Raw genomic sequence first — 20,866 nt, 5'->3', positions numbered from 1 at the left:
CGGCGTCACCGCGGAGCAGGCCCCAGCGCGCTCCAGGGATCGCCGGGCCCGGGGGACGGGCGGACGGGGGCGGCGCCCGGACGCGCCTCGGGGCGCCGGTTGATCCAGCCGAGGCCGCCGATGTCGAGCCGCAGGCGTGCGCGGGTGACCGCGACATAGGCGAGGCGCGCCTCCGCATCGTCGATCTCGCCGGGCAGCGGGTCTCCGTTCTCGTCGGTCTCCTCGGCGTCCACCGGTTCGGTGAAGTCCTCGCCGATGCGGACCGAGGCCCATTCGCGGCCCTTGGCCTTGTGGGCGGTGGAGACCACGACCTCGGCGCCATGCTCGGCGGAGAGCCGCTCCACGGCGCCCAGGACGACGTCGACGCCGTGCTCGTCCACCAGGTCGACGAGCGGCAGCAGGTCCCGGCCCGAGGGGTCGTACTCGGCGTACTCCTGGAGCTCGCCCCAGGAATCGAAGAGGATCAGCTCCGGGTGCGTACTGCGCTTGCCGGCCTTGAGGTCGCGGGCGGCCCGGGCGAGCGCGCTCAGTGCCTCGCCGCCGCCCACCAGGGCCACCTTGCGGCCTTGCTCCAGCAGCCGCATGACGGCGAGCATGGCGCCGACGTTGGACCGGCACAGGATGGCCTCCGGCCTGTCCACGGGCTCCAGGCGGGTGTCGATGGCCGGGGTGCCGGACAGCCGGATCGGTGATGCGGCGAGGTGCAGCCAGCGGTTGGCCTCCTCGGCGAGCGCGGAGCCGAAGCGGAAGGACCGGGACAGGGCCAGCTGCGTCCCGTCGAAGCCGCTCATCACGTCCCTGGCACCGCGCCATCCGTAGATGGCCTGGGCCGAGTCGCCGACCATCACCAGCTGGGCGTGGTCGCGTTGCGCGGTGAAGATCTTCTCCACCACGGGATTGGTGTCCTGCGCCTCGTCCAGCAGCAGGAAGTCGGCCGGGATGACCGGGTCCGTCAGGGCCCAGATCTTCAGGTAGTGGTCGTGGTCGAAGCGGACCACGCCTTCCTCCGGGTTCTGCAGGTCCTCCCAGGCCTTGGCCGCATACGGCAGCACGACGTCGACCAGCTGGGCGTGCAGGTGCTCGGCCTCGATGCCGCGCAGCCGCGGGACGTGGTGGCGTGCGAGGGTGCTGTCCGCGGACTGGCAGAAGCGGGTGACGGTCCGCAGCGCCGTGTACGACAGCGCCTTGTTGGTGACGTTCCGCTCGCCGATCCGCACGCGCATGTTCCCCGCGATGCCGAGTAACGCGCCGGTCTTCCAGCCGGGCACCCTCGGGGCGTTCAGCCGGGAGGCGTAGCGCCGGCCCACCGCGCCGAAGGCGAGGGAGTGGGCGGTCCTGCACTCCACGTTGCCGGGGAACCTGCGGGCCGCGTCGACCGCGATGGACTTGTTGAAGGCGAGGTACCGGCCGCGGGCGGTAGTGCCCTTCGCGAGCATGGCCAGGGTCGTGGTCTTGCCCGTCCCGGCGCCCGCTTGGAGGACGAGGTGGTCCCCGCGCCTGAAGGAGTCGACGGCCGCGCTCTGCTCAGGGGTCGGGACAGCCATCGTGCTCCTCCGTGTAGCGGTGACGTCACCAGACGACATCACGGTGGCACAGGGAGATCATCCGTGTCCGGCGATCACGGTTTCCGGAGCCTCCCCGGGAGTCCGCAGGCCGCCCCTGGACCGCCCCCTAGTGCGCCGCCGCCAACAGGGTGCGTATCGCCCGGCGGAGGTCGCAGACGTCGCGCACGGGCGTGGGGAAGTCGAAGCGGGCGTCGAACGGGGCGGAGCCCGCCGCGGTGCAGCGGATCCGCAGGCCCAGGCGGTCCAGTGCCAGGGGGACCGCGGTCAGGCCGGCGCTCCCGCGGCCGCCCAGCAGGGCCGTCAGGTCCGCTACCCGGCCGGCGTGCGCCGCCGCGAGGTGCTGGAGCACCTCCGTCTCGTGGTGCACCAGCGGGTCCGCCTCCGCGGAGGCCAGCGCCTCCGGATCCACCTGTTCCGCGCCCCACAGGTCGTCCACCGAGATCTCCCCGACCTCCAGGCGCAGCAGCGTCCCGCCTGGGCGCTCCCCGAGCAGCGCCCCGTACACCGCGCGGTCGGCCCCGCGCACCCGCGTCAGCCACCCGGTGAGCCACGCGCGGCCTCGGATACGATGGGGCACGGACACCGGCGCCACATCCGTGATCTCGATCACGGCGGGGAGGTCGGCGTCCTGGGCGTGAGCGGCTGCCCTGGCAGCCGCGGATTCCCCTGACACCAGGAGAATCACGTCCCCGTCCGGGGTGACGGTCCGAGCGGCCGGCATCCCTGCCCCCCACTCTCCCTGGTCAAGGGACCGCACCTGGTCACGAGCATCCGGCAGAGTGAGGGATACTGAGGCGTTGGACTCTACGAGGGTTCGTACGCGTTCGGCTCCGGTGAGCTGCCGAACGCCTTCCCTGGGACGCGGCTGACCTTGCTTATCGTCGTCGTCAGCGGATTCTGTTGCGTTTGAATCCGAACTGCGATGCGCACTGGGCAGGGGGATCCCATGTGGTCGAGACATTACGTCCTCCTCGCTAAGGTAAGCCTCACCTAACTTACATGGAGGTAGGTTCCCCGTGAACCAGAAGCGACCCAAGGTCAAGAAGTCTCGTGCCCTCGGCATCGCCCTGACGCCGAAGGCCGTCAAGTACTTCGAGGCCCGCCCCTACCCGCCGGGCGAGCACGGCCGTGGCCGCAAGCAGAACTCGGACTACAAGGTCCGTCTGCTGGAGAAGCAGCGTCTGCGCGCTCAGTACGACATCTCCGAGCGCCAGATGGCCCGCGCGTACGACCGCGCCAAGAAGGCCGAGGGCAAGACGGGCGAGGCGCTGGTCGTCGAGCTTGAGCGTCGTCTCGACGCCCTGGTCCTGCGTTCGGGCATCGCCCGCACCATCTACCAGGCCCGCCAGATGGTCGTTCACGGCCACATCGAGGTCAACGGCGCCAAGGTCGACAAGCCGTCGTTCCGTGTCCGCCCGGACGACGTCATCACCGTGCGCGAGCGCAGCCGCGAGAAGGTCCCGTTCCAGGTTGCCCGTGAGGGTGGCTACGCAGGTGAGGGCGAGACCCCGCGCTACCTGCAGGTCAACCTGAAGGCCCTGGCCTTCCGCCTGGACCGCGAGCCGAACCGCAAGGAAATCCCGGTCATCTGCGACGAGCAGCTCGTCGTCGAGTACTACGCCCGCTGATCCAGCGGCCGTAGGCTCACAGGCTGGTCTGCCCGCCGGCTCCCCCTCGGGGGAGCCGGCGGGTTTCCCGTTTCCTGCGGCCCCCTCAGGGCCCGCTCCACCAGCGCCTGTGCCGGCAGCGTCCGCCCGTGCTCCGCGCAGGAGGCGTACCGCTCGGCGCCCAGCAGCTCGCCCGCCCGCTCCCGGCACCTCAGCCGCGGGGCGTTGAAGTACCCCGGGCCGAACAGCTGCAGCCCCACCCCGTCCCACATCGGCTCCAGCGCCAGCACCAGCCCGACCAGGTCCCGGAAGACGTGGTTGATCGTCACGCACTCGGTGAGCAGCCGCCGCGCCTCGGCCGTGCCGCCCGCCTCCAGGGCGGCGTACGCCAACACGTAGAGCGCGTACGCCTTCGTCCAGCGCTCGCCGCGGCCCTCGCAGATGGCGCGGACCTCCTCGCACAGCGAGAGCGCGCCCGCCGCCTCCCCCTGGAAGGCCAGCGCCATCGCCAGCTGCACCTGGCACATCAGCACGTTGCTGTTGCGCTCCCCGGCCGTGCGGTACCGCTCCAGAACCGCCCCCAGCAGTTCGGCCGCCCGCGGCATGCCGTCCGAGACCAGCGCCAGGCACCCCAGCCGGTGCACCGCATAGGCCGTCGCCACCGCATCGCCGATCTGCGCCGCCCCGTCCCGGCACTCGTACAGGGCGCTCATCGCGGCCACCGAGTCGCCCTGGAGGGCCGCCACGTAGCCCAGCACCCACAGCGTCTTCAGCCGTGCGCCCGCGTGCTCCGGCCGCGCCGGGGCGTTCTCCAGCGTCCGGTCCAGCCACTGCCGGCCCTCGGCGAGCCGGCCGCAGCCCGCCCAGTAGAACCAGAGCGTGCCCGCCCGGTACTGGCCCAGGTGGGCCTCCTCCGGCTCGTCCAGGCAGCACTCCAGCGCCAGCCGCAGATTCGGTAGCGCCGCCTCCACCAGCGCGGCCACCTCCTCCTGACGCGGGCTGAACCAGTCCAGCTCGCACCAGGTCGCCGGGCCCAGGTACCAGTCCCGGTGCCGCCGCCGCAGCCGCCCCGCGTCGCCCAGCGAGTCCAGCCAGCCCGCCCCGTACATCCGTACGGTCTCCAGCATCCGGTAGCGCACCCCGGCCGCCGTCTCCTCGCGGACCAGCAGCGACTGCGCGAGCAGCTCGTCCACCACGTCGAGGACGCAGTCCACCGGCAGGTCCGGACCCGCGCACACGTACTCGGCGGCGTCCAGGTCGAACGGCCCTGCGAACACCGACAGCCGCGCCCACGGCAGCCGCTCCCGGGCCGTGCACAGCTCATGGCTCCAGCCGATCGCCGTACGCAGCGCGCGGTGCCGCGGCAGCACGCTGCGCGCCCCGCCCGTCAGCAGCGCGAACCGGTCCTCCAACCGGGCCGGCACCTGCGCGGGGGACAGTGCCCGCAGCCGGCCCGCCGCCAGTTCCAGGGCGAGCGGGATCCCGTCGAGCCGGGCGCACAGCTCGGCCAGCACCGCCCGGTGGCCACGGTCACGGCAAAACCCGGGACCGCGGCCGCCGCCCGCTGCGCCGGCAGCGCCATCGCCTCCTCGGGCACGGGCGGGGCCAGCGGGAGGGCCAGCACCCCGTCGAGGGCGAGCGGTCGCCGGCCCGCCGCCAGGACCCGCAGGCCGGGGGAGTGGCGCAGCAGCTCCCGCACCAGCTCGGCCGTCTCGTCGACCAGGTGCTCGAAGCCGTCCAGCACCAGCAACAGCCGCCGCCCCGCCACGTGCTCGGCCAGGACCGTCCGGGGCGGCCGGGAGGAGTCCAGCAGCGGCGCCACCTCGGCGAGCTCGGCACCCCGGCCGACGAAGCCGCTGAGCTCCGAGGGAAGATTGCCGGGCGTCCCCTGTCGAATCGGCCTCTCTCGCATGGGGCACGGAGGGTACTGCTCCGGATGCGCTGCGTACAAGGCGGTCCGGCGAGACCTTGAATTCCGGTACGGCGGTGGATCTCGGGCGCGATAGGGTCGGAGAACGACTTTTCTACGTGCTGACCAACAGGCAGAAAGCGGTGCAACGTGTCCGGTGGAGAGGTGGCCGGGATCCTGGTGGCCGTCTTCTGGGCCATCCTCGTCTCGTTCCTGGCCGTGGCGCTGGCGAGGCTGGCGCAGGTGCTCAAGGCGACCACCAAGCTCGTGGCCGACGTGACCGAGCAGGCCGTTCCGCTGCTCGCGGACGCCTCCACGACCGTCCGTTCCGCGCGCACCCAGCTCGACCGGGTCGACGCCATCGCGAGCGACGTGCAGGAAGTGACCTCGAACGCCTCCGCGCTGTCCTCCACCGTGGCCTCCACCTTCGGCGGCCCGCTGGTCAAGGTGGCCGCCTTCGGCTACGGCGTCCGCAGGGCGCTGGGCCGGACGCCGGAGGACGAACCGCGCGGAGCGTCCCGACGCACCGTGTTCGTGGGCCGTACGGTGCCGGCAGCCCGGCGCCGGAAGCAGAAGGGCTGAGACCGCCGATGTTCCGCCGAGCCTTCTGGTTCACCGCAGGCGCAGCCGCCGGCGTGTGGGCCACCACCAAAGTCAACCGGCAGCTGAAGAAGCTGACACCGGAGAGCCTCGCCGCGCAGGCCGCCGACAAGGCGCTGGAGGCGGGCCACCGCCTCAAGGACTTCGCCCTCGACGTCAAGGCGGGAATGTCGCAGCGCGAGGACGAGCTGAAAGACGCACTGGGACTGCAGCACGATCCGGACCGGCCCGACAACGTCACGGCCCTCCCCGGACCGCGCCGCCTGCAGGCCATCCCGAACGGCAAGACCACCCCCCGACCGAACCCTTCGTACAACCGGAATGAGGACCACTGATGGAGTCGGCTGAGATTCGCCGCCGCTGGCTGAGCTTCTTCGAGGAGCGCGGTCACACCGTCGTCCCTTCGGCGTCGCTCATCGCGGACGACCCGACTCTGCTGCTGGTCAATGCGGGCATGGTCCCGTTCAAGCCGTACTTCCTCGGTGAGACCAAGCCCCCCGCCCCGCGGGCCACCAGTGTGCAGAAGTGCGTCCGTACCCCGGACATCGAAGAGGTCGGCAAGACCACCCGCCACGGCACGTTCTTCCAGATGTGCGGCAACTTCTCCTTCGGGGACTACTTCAAGGAAGGAGCCATCCGCTACGCCTGGGAGCTGCTCACCACGCCCCAGGACCAGGGTGGCTACGGCCTGGAGCCCGAGAAGCTCTGGATCACCGTCTACCTCGACGACGACGAGGCCGAGCAGATCTGGCGCGAGAAGATCGGCGTCCCCGCCGAGCGCATCCAGCGCCTGGGCAAGAAGGACAACTTCTGGTCCATGGGCGTCCCCGGCCCCTGCGGCCCCTGCTCCGAGATCAACTACGACCGCGGCCCGGAGTTCGGCGTCGAGGGCGGCCCCGCCGTCAACGACGAGCGCTACGTGGAGATCTGGAACCTCGTCTTCATGCAGTACGAGCGCGGCGCCGGCGACGGGAAGGAAGACTTCCCGATCCTCGGCGACCTGCCGTCGAAGAACATCGACACCGGCCTCGGCCTCGAACGTCTCGCCATGATCCTGCAGGGCGTGCAGAACATGTACGAGACCGACACCCTGCGCGTGGTCATGGACAAGGCCACCGAGCTGACCGGCGTGCAGTACGGCGCCGCCAAGGACAGCGACGTCTCCATGCGCGTGGTGGCCGACCACATCCGCACCTCCGTGATGCTCATCGGCGACGGCGTGACCCCCGGCAACGAGGGCCGCGGATACGTGCTGCGCCGCATCATGCGCCGTGCCATCCGCAACATGCGCCTCATGGGCGCCACCGGCCCGGTCGTGCAGGACCTCGTCGACGTCGTGATCAACACGATGGGGCAGCAGTACCCGGAGCTGATCACCGACCGCAAGCGCATCGAGACCGTCGCGCTGGCCGAGGAGGCCGCCTTCCTCAAGGCCCTCAAGGGCGGCACCAACATCCTCGACACCGCCGTGACGGAGACCAAGGCCGCCGGCGGCACCGTCCTCTCCGGCGACAAGGCGTTCCTGCTCCACGACACCTGGGGCTTCCCGATCGACCTGACCCTGGAGATGGCCGCCGAGCAGGGCCTGTCGGTGGACGAGCCCGGCTTCCGCCGCCTGATGCAGGAGCAGCGCGACCGAGCCAAGGCCGACGCCAAGGCCAAGAAGACCGGCCACGCCGACGTCTCCGCGTACCGCGAGATCGCCGACAGCGCCGGCGCCACCGAGTTCACCGGCTACGCCACCAACCAGGGCGAGTCCACCATCGTCGGCCTGCTGGTCAACGGCGTCTCCGCGCCCGCCGCCTCCGAGGGCGACGACGTCGAGGTCGTCCTCGACCGCACGCCCTTCTACGCCGAGGGCGGCGGCCAGCTCGCCGACCAGGGCCGGATCAAGCTCGACTCCGGCGCCGTCATCGTCGTCCGCGACGTGCAGCAGCCGGTCCCCGGCGTCTCCGTGCACAAGGGCTCCGTGCAGGTCGGCGAGGTGACGGTGGGCGCCTCCGCCTACGCCGCCATCGACGTGCACCGCCGCCGGGCCATCGCCCGCGCCCACTCGGCCACCCACCTGACCCACCAGGCGCTGCGCGACGCCCTCGGCCCGACGGCCGCCCAGGCCGGCTCCGAGAACTCGCCCGGCCGCTTCCGCTTCGACTTCGGCTCGCCGAACGCCGTCCCCGGCACGGTCCTCACCGACGTCGAGCAAAAGATCAACGACGTGCTCGCCCGCGAGCTCGACGTCACCGCCGAGATCATGAGCATCGACGAGGCGAAGAAGCAGGGCGCCATCGCCGAGTTCGGCGAGAAGTACGGCGAGCGCGTGCGCGTCGTCACCATCGGCGACTTCTCCAAGGAGCTGTGCGGCGGCACCCACGTCGGCAACACCAGCCAGCTCGGCCTGGTGAAGCTGCTCGGCGAGTCCTCCATCGGCTCCGGCGTGCGCCGCGTCGAGGCCCTGGTCGGCGTCGACGCGTACAACTTCCTGGCCAAGGAGCACACGGTCGTCGCCCAGCTCCAGGAGCTGGTCAAGGGCCGTCCGGAGGAGCTGCCGGAGAAGATCGCCTCCATGCTCGGCAAGCTGAAGGACGCCGAGAAGGAGATCGAGAAGTTCCGCGCGGAGAAGGTGCTCCAGGCCGCCGCCGGTCTCGCCGCGGGCGCCCAGGACATCCGCGGGGTCGCCCTCGTCGTGGGGTCGGTGCCGGACGGCACGGGCGCCGACGACCTGCGCAAGCTGGTCCTCGACGTCCGCGGCCGCATCCAGGGCGACCGCGCGGCCGTCGTGGCCCTGTTCGCCGTGGCGAACGACCGCCCGCTGACCGTCATCGCCACCAACGAGGCCGCCCGCGAGCGCGGCCTCAAGGCCGGCGACCTGGTCCGCACGGCCGCCAAGACCCTCGGTGGCGGCGGTGGCGGCAAGCCGGACGTCGCCCAGGGCGGCGGCCAGAACCCGGCCGCCGTCCCCGAGGCCATCGCCGCGGTCGAGCGCCTCGTCGTCGAGACGGTCTGACGATGACCCTGCGCCGCGGCCGTCGTCTCGCCATCGACGTCGGGGACGCCCGGATCGGGGTCGCCTCGTGCGACCCCGACGGGGTGCTCGCCACACCGGTGGAAACCGTTCCGGGCCGGGACGTCCCCTTCGCCCACCGGCGGCTGCGGCAGCTCGTCGAGGAGTACGAGCCGCTGGAGGTCGTGGTCGGCCTGCCCCGCTCGCTCAGCGGGCGGGAGGGGCCGGCCGCGGCCAAGGTGCGCGCCTTCGCCACGGAACTGGCCAAGGGCATCAAGCCGGTGACGGTCCGTCTGGTGGACGAGCGGATGACCACGGTCACCGCTGCCCAGGGGCTGCGGGCCTCCGGGAAGAACGCCAAGAAGGGCCGCTCGGTGATCGACCAGGCGGCCGCCGTGGTGATCCTGCAGAACGCTCTTGAGACCGAACGGGTATCAGGTAATCCGCCCGGTGAGTGCGTCGAAGTGGTTGTCTGATCGCGATACGGTAACGTTCCGCGCGATGCGACGGCATTCGAACAGTCGTCGCCCACCACTTCAGAGGCGGAAACCGGGTGCCGCGGCGGACGTAGCCGCTGCCTCCGTCTCGCGGCTCTAGGGGATCGATGACTGAGTATGGCCGGGGCCGAGGCCCCGAACCGTGGCACCCGGAGGACCCCCTGCACGGGGACCAGGGGTGGAACGGCCATGAGGCCCAGCAGGTTCAGATGCCCTACGGCGGCGCCCCGCAGCAGCAGTACCCGCAGGAGCCGCAGTACCAGGAGCCGCAGTACCCGCAGCAGCCACAGCAGTACCCGCAGTACGAGCAGCAGCAGTACCAGGAGCCGCAGCAGGCCTACGCCCCGCAGCAGTTCCAGCAGCAGCCCGCGTACGACGGCCAGGCCTGGGACACCCAGGCCCAGGCCCAGGGCGAGTACGCCGGCGTCGCACAGGCCGTGGACCCGTACGCGGGCGCGGACCCGTACGCCCAGCAGCCCGTCGGCGGCTACCCGGGCGAGGCCCCCGACCTGTACGGCACCGACGAGGCCTACCCGCCGCCGGTGCCCCCGGGCCGGCGCCACCTGATGCCCGAGCAGGACCCGGAGACGGACGACCCGGCGGAGGACACCTCCTCGTCGCCGTCCGGAGCGGAGAACGACCCCGGCGAGCCGTCCGGCGGCGGCCGCCGCTCGGGCCGTTCGAAGGGCAAGCAGAAACGACGCAGCGGCACGGCCTGCCTGATCGTCGCGATCGTGATCGTGGGCGGCGTCGGCGGTGGCGGCTACTACGGCTACACCTACCTGAAGGACCGGTTCAGCACGGCCGCGGACTACGCGGGCGAGGGCACCGACGAGACGGTCGAGGTGGAGATCCCCAAGAACGCGACCCTCGGCGCGATGGGCCGCATCCTCAAGAAGGCCGGTGTGGTCGCCAGCGTGGACGCGTTCACGGCCGCCGCGCAGGCGGACCCCAAGGGCGCGAGCATCCAGGCGGGCATCTACCCGCTCAAGAAGAAGATGTCGGCCAAGGCGTGCGTCGCGGTCATGACGGACCCCTCGAAGCTCCACGTGCTCACCATCCCCGAAGGCACCCGCAACGCCGACGTCTACAAGGCGATCGACGCGAAGCTCGGCAAGCCCGCGGGAACCACGGCCGACATTGCCAAGCGCGAGGCCAAGAACCTGGGCCTGCCCGCCTGGGCCGCGAACAACCCGAAGATCAAGGACCCGCTCGAAGGGTTCCTGTACCCGGCGCGCTACGACCTCGCCAAGGACAGCACCCCCGAGTCCCTGCTCAAGCAGATGGTCAAGAACGCGAACGAGAAGTACGCGGCGTTCGGCCTCGAGTCCAAGGCCAAGGAGCTCGGCCTCGATAACCCGCTCCAAGTCGTCACGGTCGCGAGCCTGGTCCAGGCCGAGGGCACGAGCCACGACGACTACCGCAAGATGTCCGAGGTCATCTACAACCGTCTGAAGAAGACCAACGACGTCACGAACCAGAAGCTCGAGTTCGACTCGACGATCAATTACCTCAAGGGCACGAGCAACATCAACGTCTCCCGTGAGGAGACGCGCAGGCTCGACGACGCCTACAACACGTACCTCTACAAGGGCCTCACCCCCGGCCCCATCAGCAACCCGGGCAACGACGCCTTGACCGCCACCCTCGACCCCGACAAGGGCGGCTGGATGTTCTTCGTGTCGGTCGACGGAAAGACGACGACCTTCACCAAGACCTTCGCTGAACACGTCAAACTGGTCGCGGAATTCAACGAGCGACAGACGCAGAAGAACGGCGGGTAAGCAACACATGTCACGCATACGGGCCGCGGTGCTGGGTTCGCCCATCGAGCACTCCCTTTCACCGGTGCTGCACCGTGCCGCCTACCGGGAGCTCGGCCTCGACGAGTGGTCGTACGACCGCTTCGAGATCGACGAGGCCGCGCTCCCGGAGTTCATCGCCGGCCTGGGCCCCGAATGGGCCGGGCTGTCCCTGACGATGCCGCTCAAGCGGGCGATCATCCCGCTGCTCGACGGCATCAGCGACACCGCCGCCGCAGTCGAGGCTGTCAACACGGTCGTGCTCACCGAGGACGGCCGGCGCCTCGGCGACAACACCGACATCCCCGGGATCGTCGCCGCCCTGCGCGAACGGGGCGTCGAGAAGGTGGAGACCGCGGCCATCCTCGGTGCCGGAGCCACCGCCTCCTCGGGCCTGGCCGCGCTCGCGCGGGTCTGCACCGGCGAGGTCACCGTGTACGTCCGCTCGGACGTCCGCGCCGCAGAGATGCGCCAGTGGGGGGAGCGGCTCGGCGTGGCCGTCCGTACGGCCGACTGGTCCGACGCGGCCGAGGCGCTGACCGCGCCGCTCGTGATCGCCACCACCCCGGCGCGCGCCACGGACGCCCTCGCCCCCTTTGTGCCAGCCGCTCCTGGGATCCTCTTCGACGTCTTGTACGACCCCTGGCCGACCGCCCTTGCCGCGTCCTGGTCGCAGAGGAGCGGCGCCCTCCTAGGCGGCCTGGACCTGCTGGTCCACCAGGCCGTCCTCCAAGTGGAGCAGATTACGGGCCGCTTTCCTGCGCCGCTTGAGGTGATGCGGCAGGCAGGCGCCGCTGCCCTCTCTTCCTCCGCCCGAAGGCGCGTTTGAGGTCGTTCAGCGGATGCGTTGACGTTTTGTAATCGCAGGTCACGGAATTCCCGCTGTCCGCACAGGTCAGTCACGTATGCCGTCGACCGAGGTCGCCACGTGGCCGACAAGGCGGCCACGTACCGTCGCGTTGTCAGGTGGGCGGAATCGGGCAGTAGGCGCGAATCCAAATTATGCACCGTTTCATCACGATGGAGTGGGCGGTTCCGGGGCCGGAGAGAGTCGCTTTTTGACCGGATCGAATCGTGCGTCGCCTCCTACTGTCCTCATGAGCTGTGCAGAGGATTCTCGGTACAGGCTCCGTTGCGATTACTCAGCCGCGGCCTTTTTGGGAGGCCGCCTGGAAGCATGCCGCGTCGGCTCGACCGTGAAGGGTAGGCCTCCAACCACCTCCAATGTCCGCAATAGGGATAATTGAGCAGATCGTCCCTTCTGTCGACCACCTATGGATTGGATTGCGGCTTCGTGGATACCCGCCACCGCGACAGGTGGTGGCGATACGGTGCCGAGGGGTCCTCGGCGTTGTCCATTAATGAACTTGCACTGCCTCAGTTGTACGTGTTTACTGAGAGTCCGATCGACATTCACTCCGCCCGCCCGCATTCCGGAATTGAAATCCAAGCGATTTCGATGGTTGACGTATGAGTCGTCGTGTACTGAAGTAAAGACGGGGGAATAATGTGCTCCAGGGTCGTTGCTGCAATGCCTGCAATGATTTCCGACCGTAAGGTGGGCCCGGCTTTTTCGGGAGGCTCGGACGCTGATAACTGCAGCAGCTCTTCGTCGGCGAGGCCCCGTTCGCCGCGGTTTGCGTGATCGATGACGTCCAAGGCAAACCTGATATGCCGCTGCCGGTCATGATTCCGCGCCCAATGGAGTCGAGCGGAGCCGCGGCGGCCGTGGGGCAAGCGCACCCACTGCTCATCTCGACGCGATGCTGCCCGCCCGCACCTTCCGCAAGCTGGCCTCGCGGCGCCAACCGTCCCGAGTGCGTCCGCACGATGGCAGCAGCGGGCCGCTCGGGTCAGCGCTTCCTCCTGCCAGTGGTGGCCCGCTCGGTTCTTGGGGCCCTCGCTATCGGCAACAACCACGCCGGTTGGTGCGCAGCTGAAGCGACCACGTCCGGGCTCTTCCGCGGCACTGCAAGCACATCGTCCGGTACGCCCGTTGTCGTCGGCGTCCGGCACTAAGGCAGCGGATGCCCGTTATCGCACCGCTCATCCTGGCCGTGACCCCGTCCTCGGCTTGACCGCGAAGTAGGAGCAAGCCCTCCACTCCGCCTGGGGGGCCTATCGGGTGACGTCGCCGAGGCGCTGCGGTGCTGACTTCGCCAATCGACGTCTGAGCTTCGAGATCTGCTCCCGTTCCCTTCACATCTACACGTCAGGAGACTGCCCATGGCTGACGAGATGGTTCGTCGCGCCCAGCGATTCGTGAACACGACTTACGCCAACGGTGCAACGCTCGGTATATCCAAGCTGGACGAGAACGGCATCACCGGCTGGACCACTATGTACGCCCTGACCCGGGCGCTCCAGTATGAGATGGGCATCACCTCCCTCTCGGACTCCTTCGGCCCGACCACGCTGTCTGCGATCGCCGCGAAGTACGGCAAGTTGGACGAGACGACCATTCCCTCGGCGAACTTCTGCCGAGTCATCCAGTCCGCCCTGTACTGCAAGGGCTACGACGGCGGTGACATCGACGGCACGTACAACTCCCGGGTCAAGGCCGCCGTCGAGAAGTTGAACCAGAATATGGGCCTCAGTGTCACGTATCCGGGCAGTTCACTGTGGCCGAAGGTCGTCAAGGGCCTGCTCAATATGGACGCTTACGTCACCGTCAGCGGCGGCTCGGACAGCATCCGTTCCATTCAGCAGTGGCTGAACGGCCGGTACATCCTCCGCAAAGACTTCTATGTCATCCCCTGCGATGGTCATCACTCCAGGGATGTGGCCAAGTCGATGCTGTTCGCGATCCAGTACGAACTGGGCATGGCCGACGGCACGGCGAACGGCGTATTCGGACCCGGCACGCAGACTGGCTTGAAGTCCCACACGGTCTCGGCTGGAACTACGGGTACGTGGGCACAGCTGTTTACCGCGGCGATGATCCTCAACAAGCGGAATGTTCCCTTTGGGAGCTTCACCGCGGAGGTGAAGGCGGGCGTGGAGTCCTTCCAGTCGTTCGTCAAGCTCCCGGTTACGGGAGCAGGGGACTTCCCGACTTGGGCTTCGCTACTCGTCTCCTATGGCGACCAGAGCCGCGGGGGTACGGCGTGCGACGGCGTCACGATGATCACGCCGGCGCGTGCGCAGGCCCTCAAGGCCGCCGGCTACCAGTACATCGGCCGGTACCTCTTTAACCCGTCCAGCACGAGCTTGCCCGAGAAGCAGATTCAGCCCGGCGAGCTCGTCACCATCAAGGAGGCCGGGCTGCGTTGCTTCCCGATCTTCCAGACGTGGAGTCGGTCAGCCGACTACTTCAGCTACAACCAGGGCACCAGCGACGCGTTCAAGGCGATCGAATGGGCTCAATACCACGGCTTCAAGCCCGGCACGATCATCTACTTTGCGGTGGACTATGACGCGATGGACGGTGAGGTCACGCAGTACATCGTTCCGCACTTCCGCGGCGTTATGCGGACGGTCGGCGAGAACTCCAGCTACGGCGTGGGCGTCTACGGGCCGCGCAACGTGTGCCAGCGCATCGCGGACGCCGGGTACTCGGCGACCAGCATGGTGTCGGACATGTCGAGCGGGTTCTCGGGGAACCTCGGATACCCCATGCCGACGAACTGGGCGTTCGACCAGATCGCGACCGTGACCGTCGGCTCGGGCACCAGCGGCGCGATCGAGATCGACAAGAATGTCGCCTCGGGTCGTGACACCGGCCAGAATGACTTCAATGCCGGGTCCTACACCAACGACCTGGATGTCGACCTGAACAAGACCGCGTACCGCAACTCGATGCTGACGGATGTCCAGAAGTACCTGACGTCGATCGGCGTTCCCGAAACGGGCGGCGACGGTTGGACGGACAAGGATTGGGCCACGCTAGGGGGCATCTCCACCACCAAGGCTTACGACCTCGTGCTGAGCGCGGACTGGCTGTTCACCTCGCTCGCGAGGCAGCTCAAGCTCCGCAAGGCTCTGATCCAGGCGCCGGTGATGTGGGAGCTGCGCAAGCTCAATCCTCTCGACGTCGCGGCCGACGAGGCCGTCAAGGCGGGGCTGAAGGACGATTGCAGCACTGGTTGGGGCCAGATCTTCGCGTGGGTGACCATCGATGCACGTAACTACTGCCTCCAGCAGGGCATCATCAACGGAACACCGCTGAGCAAAAGCACTGATGTGCGGGCGGTATGGGACGACCTGCAGGACCCGACGTACAACATCCGTTCCGTCGCGTACCTCACCCTCTACAACGCACGCCAGCTCGGTGCCGCCAGGCCGAGCCTGACCACCAGCCCTGCGGAGACGCAGGCCCTGCTGGCCCGGTACAACGGGACCGGCGACGCGGCCGCGCAGTACGGGCGCGAATTGCTCGGTCTGTACAACGTGCTGGAGAACTACAACAAGCTGTCCCGCAGCAAGTGACCGAGGCGTAAGCGTGAACAATGGACGCATGTGGAAATCGTGGTCTGCGCTGGTCGGTATGAATCTATTGAGTGGGGTTCCTGCCGTCGTGCCGGTGTGGCTGCTGTGGTACTTCCTGGTGAACTGGCCACTCGCTGCGATCGGCTGGTCCGACCCGGAGCCGACGGAGAACGACGGCATGCTGCCGTGGCTGCTCGTTGGGGGACCCGTGGTGGTGCTGCTCGCTCTGGTGTGGTGGTTCACCAACCGCGCCGTGCTGCGTAGGACCGCGCTGACTCCCCGGCTGTACTGGCCGGTGAGCGTGCTGGTGACCCTTGTGCCCTCGTACACGCTGATGATCGTTCTATGAGGAAGGTATGAAGGCGTGCAGAATGCGATAACGAGGCGAGCCGCGGTCAAAAGCGCCGCCGTGATCGGTGCCGTGACGGCCATGGGCTCCCTCATTCAGGACACGGCTGCGGCCGTGCCCCAGAAGCCGCAGGCGAAAGCGGCGAAGCTCCCGACGTCTGCCAACGGCTGGACGATCGAGAACGAGGCGAACCATGTGTCGACCGTGTGGACGCGTCCCGTCGCCGGTACTGGGCTCCGGTTCGATGTCCGGATCGGTGACGTGGAGGCGATCCTGGTTCACGTGATCCGCCGCTTCCACTATGAGGTCGAGCAGATCCAGCGGGAGGCCGACCTGCTCGGCTGGTGCAAGAACGGCGGGCTGCGCAAGGAACTGCCGGAATCGAACCTGGCATCCGGGACGGCAGTGCGGATCCGGCCGGGCGCTAGCGCGAAGGGCGGACTCTTCCCACTTCAGGAGTTGGTGTTGCGCGACATTCTGGCAGAATGCGAGGGCGTCGTGCGGTGGGGTGGCGACGATGCTCATGTGGACGAGTCGCTGTTCTACATTGCCACCGGCCCCGACGACGACGGTGTGCGCAAACTCGCCGACAAACTACGCGGCTGGGCCGCGACCCCCGGCGAAGGCGCGGGTGTGGCCGTGGATGTCCTGGCCCCATCCCGCCGCGGTCGCGCTGACCATTTGGCGCGCGTGCAGCGTTCGGCTTGACCTGACGATGTGAAGTAGGGTCGGGGCTGGAAGCGGGGCATCCGCCACCAAATCAGTCCCGACACTATTCGGACGGTTTGCGGATGAAGATATGTTTCCCTGCTCCAGACCGCCGTCAGGCTGCGCGTCTGCCCCGAGGCGATCAACAGGTGCGTCCGCGGCATCCGCCAACTTCTCGACGCGATAAACCCGGCATCCAGTTCGTGGATCGCCGACATACCACTCTGGGTGCCCCGTCACCTCGTAGAAGCGAAGGCGTCACCACTCCCCGCCACGGATCGAGACAGCGGATTCATGCTCTGTGAGCCCTGACTGAACGGCGTTGCCGCCATAAGGCATGCCGGCAGCCAGGCGCCGCTCAGCTTTCGCCCGTGACCTGAGGGCTCCACAGCGGCCGGATCAAAGCAAAGCCCGCCGGATGACCGGCGGGCTTTGTTCGTGTAGTCACGTCAGCCGCAGTGGATCAGACCGCTGTCCCACCCGTCCCAGTGCCGGCTGCCGCTGGACCAGTAGTCCGTCCCGCCGCCGTACTCCACACACTGGCCGTTGGCCCTGATCTTCACGGGCCCGGCGTAGGAGTTGTAGTACCCCTCGTCCGACGTCATTACCTCGTCGCCTGCGACTCGCAGCTCGGCCTGCACGCGACCTTGGTTCTGGCCGCCGACCACTACGGTGACGGCGCAGTTGTATCCCGAGGAGGCGTTGTACAGCAGGTAGGCCCTGGCCTGCGGACCGCCGGTTCCCTGGTAATAGCCGAGGTCGTGCGACTCCTGGACGTAATATCCCGAGCCGCATACCGAGACCGGGTTCGCTGCTGCCGACGCGGACGTGGTCATGCCGATCGTGACGGTGATGGCGGCGCCAGCCGTGATCAGCGCCCTTGTTATCTTGCGCAAAATCCCCCCTTGTGGTGAACGAAATCGCTTGCATGCAATCAAAGTGATCTTGTCAGTATGTCAAGGACCCGTCAATGCGAATATGCGGCTTGGGACCTGACAGATCCGCCGTCCGATAGCTGGAACGAGCGCGGCGTACCGGCCCGGACGTGGGAGGATCGGGTATTGGCGGGTCCGGGCCACGCACCCGGCCGCACCGCCGCTGTACCAGGCGCGAGCATGAGGAGCATCGTTGAGCAGGTTGCGTTGGCTGACCGCCGGGGAGTCGCACGGCCCGGCGCTGGTGGCGACGCTGGAGGGGCTTCCCGCCGGCGTCCCGGTCACCACTGAGCTGGTGGCCGACCATCTGGCGCGGCGCCGCCTCGGCTACGGGCGTGGTGCGCGGATGAAGTTCGAGCAGGACGAGGTCACGTTCCTCGGCGGGGTCCGGCACGGCCTGTCGCTGGGTTCCCCGATCGCCGTGATGGTGGGGAACACGGAGTGGCCGAAGTGGGAGAAGGTCATGTCGGCCGACCCCGTGGACCCCTCGGAGCTGAAGGAGACGGGCCGCAACGCCCCCCTGACGCGCCCGCGCCCGGGCCACGCGGACCTCGCCGGCATGCAGAAGTACGGCTTCGACGAGGCCCGCCCGATCCTTGAGCGGGCGAGCGCCCGGGAGACGGCCGCCCGTGTGGCGCTCGGCGCCATCGCCCGTTCCTTCCTCAAGGACGTCGCGGGCATCGAGATCGTCTCGCACGTGGTGGAGCTGGCGTCGGCGAAGGCCCCGTACGGGGTGTACCCGACCCCGGCGGACGTGGAGAAGCTGGACGCCGATCCGGTGCGCTGCCTGGACGCGGACGCGTCGAAGGCGATGGTGGCGGAGATCGACCAGGCCCACAAGGACGGCGACACCCTGGGCGGTGTGGTCGAGGTGCTGGCGTACGGGGTGCCGGTGGGCCTCGGCTCGCACGTGCACTGGGACCGCCGGCTCGATGCGCGTCTTGCGGCTGCGCTGATGGGCATCCAGGCCATCAAGGGCGTGGAGGTCGGCGACGGCTTCGACCTGGCGCGGGTGCCGGGCTCCCAGGCGCACGACGAGATCGTCTCGACCCCGGAGGGCATCAAGCGCACCTCGGGCCGCTCCGGCGGCACGGAGGGCGGCCTGACCACGGGCGAGCTGCTGCGCGTACGGGCCGCGATGAAGCCGATCGCGACGGTGCCGAAGGCCCTGGCCACGGTGGACGTCGCCACGGGCGAGGCCGCCGCTGCGCACCACCAGCGCTCCGACGTCTGCGCCGTGCCGGCCGCGGGCATCGTGGCGGAGGCGATGGTGGCGCTGGTCCTGGCCGACGCGGTGGTGGAGAAGTTCGGCGGCGACTCGGTCCCCGAAACCCGCCGCAACGTCCGCTCCTACCTCGACAACCTCCAGATCCGGTGACCGGCGGACCACTGGTCGTCCTCGTCGGACCCATGGGATCCGGCAAGTCCACGGTGGGGGCGCTGCTGGCCGAGCGGCTCGGTGTCCCCTACCGAGACACCGACGCCGACATCGTCGCGGCCCAGGGCCGCACGATCTCGGACATCTTCGTCGACGAGGGCGAGCCGTACTTCCGTGAGCTGGAACGGCAGGCGGTCGCCACCGCCGTCGCCGAGCACACCGGAGTCCTCGCCCTCGGCGGCGGCGCCGTCCTCGACGCGGGCAGCCGCGCCCTGCTGGCCGGACTGCCCGTCGCCTACCTGTCGATGGACGTCGACGAAGCCGTCCGGCGCGTCGGCCTCGGCGCCGCGCGTCCGCTGCTCACCGTCAACCCGCGCCGCCAGTGGCGCGAGCTGATGGAGGCCCGCCGGCCCCTGTACACCGAAGTCGCGCGCGTCGTCGTGGCCACCGACGACCGCACCCCCGAAGAGGTCGCCCAGGCGGTCCTCGACGCTCTGGAGTTGAAGGACGTATGACAGACCAGGACCAGGTGACGCGGATCCACGTCGGCGGCAGCGCCGGCCACGACCCGTACGACGTGCTGGTCGGCCGGCAGCTGCTCGGCGAGCTCGGCAGCCTGATCGGTACGAAGGCCCAGCGGGTCGCCGTCATCCACCCCGAGGCACTCGCCTCGACCGGTGAGGCACTGCGCGACGACCTGGCCGAGCAGGGCTACGAGGCCGTCGCCATCCAGGTGCCGAACGCCGAGGAGGCCAAGACGGCCGAGGTCGCGGCGTACTGCTGGAAGGCGCTCGGCCAGTCCGGGTTCACCCGCACCGACGTGATCGTCGGCGTCGGCGGAGGCGCCACCACCGACCTGGCGGGCTTCGTCGCGGCCACCTGGCTGCGCGGGGTGCGGTGGATCGCCGTCCCCACCACCGTGCTCGCCATGGTCGACGCGGCCGTCGGCGGCAAGACCGGCATCAACACCGCCGAGGGCAAGAACCTGGTGGGCTCCTTCCACCCGCCCGCCGGGGTGCTGTGCGACCTGGCGGCGCTGGACTCCCTGCCGGTCAACGACTACGTCAGCGGCCTCGCCGAGATCATCAAGGCCGGCTTCATCGCCGACCCGGCGATCCTCGACCTGATCGAGGCGGACCCGGCGGCGGCCCGCACCCCCGACGGCCCGCACACCGCCGAGCTGATCTGCCGCTCCATCCAGGTCAAGGCGGACGTCGTCTCCAGCGACCTGAAGGAATCGGGTCTGCGCGAGATCCTCAACTACGGGCACACCCTCGCGCACGCCATCGAGAAGAACGAGCGCTACAAGTGGCGCCACGGCGCGGCCGTTTCGGTCGGCATGGTCTTCGCCGCCGAACTGGGCCGGCTCGCGGGCCGGCTCGACGACGCGACGGCCGACCGGCACCGGGAGATCCTCGCCGCCGTGGGCCTGCCGCTCACCTACCGCGGCGACCAGTGGCCCAAGCTGCTCCAGACCATGCAGGTCGACAAGAAGTCCCGCGGCAACCTGCTGCGCTTCATCGTCCTGGACGGCCTCGCCAAGCCCACCGTCCTGGAGGGCCCCGACCCGGCGCACCTCATCGCCGCCTACGGCGAGGTGTCGGCATGAGCCGCAAGGTACTCGTGCTGAACGGCCCGAACCTGGGCCGGCTCGGCTCGCGCGAGCCCGACGTGTACGGGGCCACCTCGTACGCCGGACTCGTCGAGAGCTGCCGTGCCCTCGGGGAGGAGCTCGGCTTCGACGTCGAGGTCCGCGAGACGAACGACGAGGGCGAGCTGATCCGCTGGCTGCACGAGGCGGCGGACGGGAAGATCCCCGTGGTCATCAACCCCGGCGCCTTCACGCACTACTCGTACGGGATGCGGGACGCGGCCGCGCAGCGCACCGCCCCGCTGATCGAGGTGCACATCTCGAACCCGTACGCCCGCGAGGAGTTCCGGCACACCTCGGTCATCGCCTCGGTGGCGACGGGGACGGTGGCGGGCTTCGGCATCGGCTCCTACCGGCTGGCGCTGCGCGCGCTGGCGGACGAAGTCACGCTCTGACGGTGCTGGTGGGCGCCGCGGCCGCCGGGGTCATATAACGT

The 20,866-nt window shown here is 69.2% G+C and carries 18 protein-coding genes and 1 pseudogene; 14 read left to right on the top strand and 5 right to left on the bottom strand.

What is annotated here, in order from left to right; translation table 11 throughout:
• Nucleotides 1-5: 5 nt before the first annotated feature.
• Nucleotides 6-1,544 carry a UvrD-helicase domain-containing protein gene (locus tag AC0666_RS22155; protein ID WP_468970816.1) on the bottom strand — a complete coding sequence of 513 codons (1,539 nt, stop codon included), beginning with the start codon at nt 1,542-1,544 and terminating at the stop codon, nt 6-8.
• Between the two features lie 127 nt (nt 1,545-1,671).
• The gene (locus AC0666_RS22150) at nt 1,672-2,286 is read right to left on the bottom strand and encodes a DUF2470 domain-containing protein (RefSeq protein WP_478708163.1); all 615 of its coding nucleotides are present in this window, start codon (nt 2,284-2,286) and stop codon (nt 1,672-1,674) included.
• A 295-nt stretch (nt 2,287-2,581) separates the two neighbouring features.
• Between AC0666_RS22150 and rpsD the strand changes: the two genes are divergently transcribed.
• Complete coding sequence (gene rpsD / locus AC0666_RS22145; protein ID WP_356848389.1) at nt 2,582-3,193, top strand: 30S ribosomal protein S4; 612 nt, start codon at nt 2,582-2,584, stop codon at nt 3,191-3,193.
• Here the strand turns inward: rpsD and AC0666_RS22140 are convergent.
• Nucleotides 3,181-5,084: pseudogene (locus AC0666_RS22140) on the bottom strand (ATP-binding protein). The gene rpsD and the pseudogene AC0666_RS22140 sit on opposite strands and share 13 nt — an antisense overlap.
• 147 nt (nt 5,085-5,231) lie before the next feature.
• On the opposite strand from AC0666_RS22140, the gene AC0666_RS22135 reads away from it, so the two are divergent.
• The 6 genes from AC0666_RS22135 (at nt 5,232) to AC0666_RS22110 (ending at nt 11,810) form a co-directional block, all read left to right on the top strand.
• Nucleotides 5,232-5,663 carry a DUF948 domain-containing protein gene (locus AC0666_RS22135; RefSeq protein ID WP_468970823.1) on the top strand — a complete coding sequence of 144 codons (432 nt, stop codon included), beginning with the start codon at nt 5,232-5,234 and terminating at the stop codon, nt 5,661-5,663.
• A gap of 8 nt (nt 5,664-5,671) precedes the next feature.
• The gene (locus AC0666_RS22130) at nt 5,672-6,016 is read left to right on the top strand and encodes a DUF6167 family protein (protein WP_361719146.1); all 345 of its coding nucleotides are present in this window, start codon (nt 5,672-5,674) and stop codon (nt 6,014-6,016) included.
• Nucleotides 6,016-8,685 carry an alanine--tRNA ligase gene (alaS, locus tag AC0666_RS22125; protein ID WP_478708162.1) on the top strand — a complete coding sequence of 890 codons (2,670 nt, stop codon included), beginning with the start codon at nt 6,016-6,018 and terminating at the stop codon, nt 8,683-8,685. Before AC0666_RS22130 ends, alaS begins: the two co-directional genes overlap by 1 nt.
• 2 nt (nt 8,686-8,687) lie before the next feature.
• On the top strand, nt 8,688-9,158 hold the full coding sequence (gene ruvX / locus AC0666_RS22120; RefSeq protein WP_361719141.1) for a Holliday junction resolvase RuvX: 471 nt from the start codon (nt 8,688-8,690) through the stop codon (nt 9,156-9,158).
• Between the two features lie 128 nt (nt 9,159-9,286).
• On the top strand, nt 9,287-10,963 hold the full coding sequence (gene mltG, locus AC0666_RS22115; RefSeq protein ID WP_478708161.1) for an endolytic transglycosylase MltG: 1,677 nt from the start codon (nt 9,287-9,289) through the stop codon (nt 10,961-10,963).
• A 7-nt stretch (nt 10,964-10,970) separates the two neighbouring features.
• Entirely contained in the window at nt 10,971-11,810 is an 840-nt protein-coding gene (locus tag AC0666_RS22110; RefSeq protein ID WP_478708160.1) for a shikimate dehydrogenase, read from the top strand.
• Between the two features lie 584 nt (nt 11,811-12,394).
• On the opposite strand, the gene AC0666_RS22105 is transcribed toward AC0666_RS22110, so the two are convergent.
• The gene (locus AC0666_RS22105; RefSeq protein WP_468970834.1) at nt 12,395-12,640 is read right to left on the bottom strand and encodes a hypothetical protein; all 246 of its coding nucleotides are present in this window, start codon (nt 12,638-12,640) and stop codon (nt 12,395-12,397) included.
• A gap of 567 nt (nt 12,641-13,207) precedes the next feature.
• Here AC0666_RS22105 and AC0666_RS22100 point away from each other — a divergent pair.
• The 3 genes from AC0666_RS22100 to AC0666_RS22090 are packed head-to-tail and all read left to right on the top strand — an operon-like array spanning nt 13,208 to nt 16,466.
• Entirely contained in the window at nt 13,208-15,409 is a 2,202-nt protein-coding gene (locus AC0666_RS22100) for a glycoside hydrolase domain-containing protein (RefSeq protein WP_468970837.1), read from the top strand.
• Between the two features lie 58 nt (nt 15,410-15,467).
• Complete coding sequence (locus AC0666_RS22095) at nt 15,468-15,758, top strand: hypothetical protein (protein ID WP_478708159.1); 291 nt, start codon at nt 15,468-15,470, stop codon at nt 15,756-15,758.
• A 15-nt stretch (nt 15,759-15,773) separates the two neighbouring features.
• Nucleotides 15,774-16,466, top strand: coding sequence for a hypothetical protein (locus AC0666_RS22090; RefSeq protein ID WP_468970842.1), 693 nt, complete (start codon nt 15,774-15,776; stop codon nt 16,464-16,466).
• 449 nt (nt 16,467-16,915) lie between these two features.
• Here AC0666_RS22090 and AC0666_RS22085 read toward each other — a convergent pair whose 3' ends face one another.
• A complete protein-coding gene (locus AC0666_RS22085) occupies nt 16,916-17,362 on the bottom strand; it encodes an acetyltransferase (RefSeq protein WP_468970845.1) in 447 nt (148 codons plus the stop codon).
• 232 nt (nt 17,363-17,594) lie between these two features.
• On the opposite strand from AC0666_RS22085, the gene aroC reads away from it, so the two are divergent.
• Genes aroC through aroQ form a run of 4 tightly spaced genes read left to right on the top strand, consistent with a single transcriptional unit; the run spans nt 17,595 to nt 20,825 of the window.
• The gene (gene aroC / locus AC0666_RS22080; RefSeq protein WP_468970847.1) at nt 17,595-18,779 is read left to right on the top strand and encodes a chorismate synthase; all 1,185 of its coding nucleotides are present in this window, start codon (nt 17,595-17,597) and stop codon (nt 18,777-18,779) included.
• Nucleotides 18,776-19,294 (top strand): shikimate kinase, encoded by a 519-nt coding sequence (locus tag AC0666_RS22075; protein ID WP_361719129.1) that lies wholly within the window; start codon nt 18,776-18,778, stop codon nt 19,292-19,294. Before aroC ends, AC0666_RS22075 begins: the two co-directional genes overlap by 4 nt.
• Nucleotides 19,291-20,388 (top strand): 3-dehydroquinate synthase, encoded by a 1,098-nt coding sequence (aroB, locus tag AC0666_RS22070; protein ID WP_468583678.1) that lies wholly within the window; start codon nt 19,291-19,293, stop codon nt 20,386-20,388. The genes AC0666_RS22075 and aroB overlap by 4 nt, the downstream gene beginning before the upstream one ends.
• Nucleotides 20,385-20,825: a type II 3-dehydroquinate dehydratase gene (gene aroQ / locus AC0666_RS22065; RefSeq protein ID WP_468970850.1), complete on the top strand. Its 441-nt coding sequence runs from the start codon at nt 20,385-20,387 to the stop codon at nt 20,823-20,825. The genes aroB and aroQ overlap by 4 nt, the downstream gene beginning before the upstream one ends.
• Nucleotides 20,826-20,866: the final 41 nt, after the last annotated feature.

This window comes from Streptomyces sp. NPDC043680 (assembly GCF_056436685.1).
The sequence above is the reverse complement of the archived record's forward strand: the minus strand, read 5'-3'. Positions and strand labels throughout refer to the sequence as shown.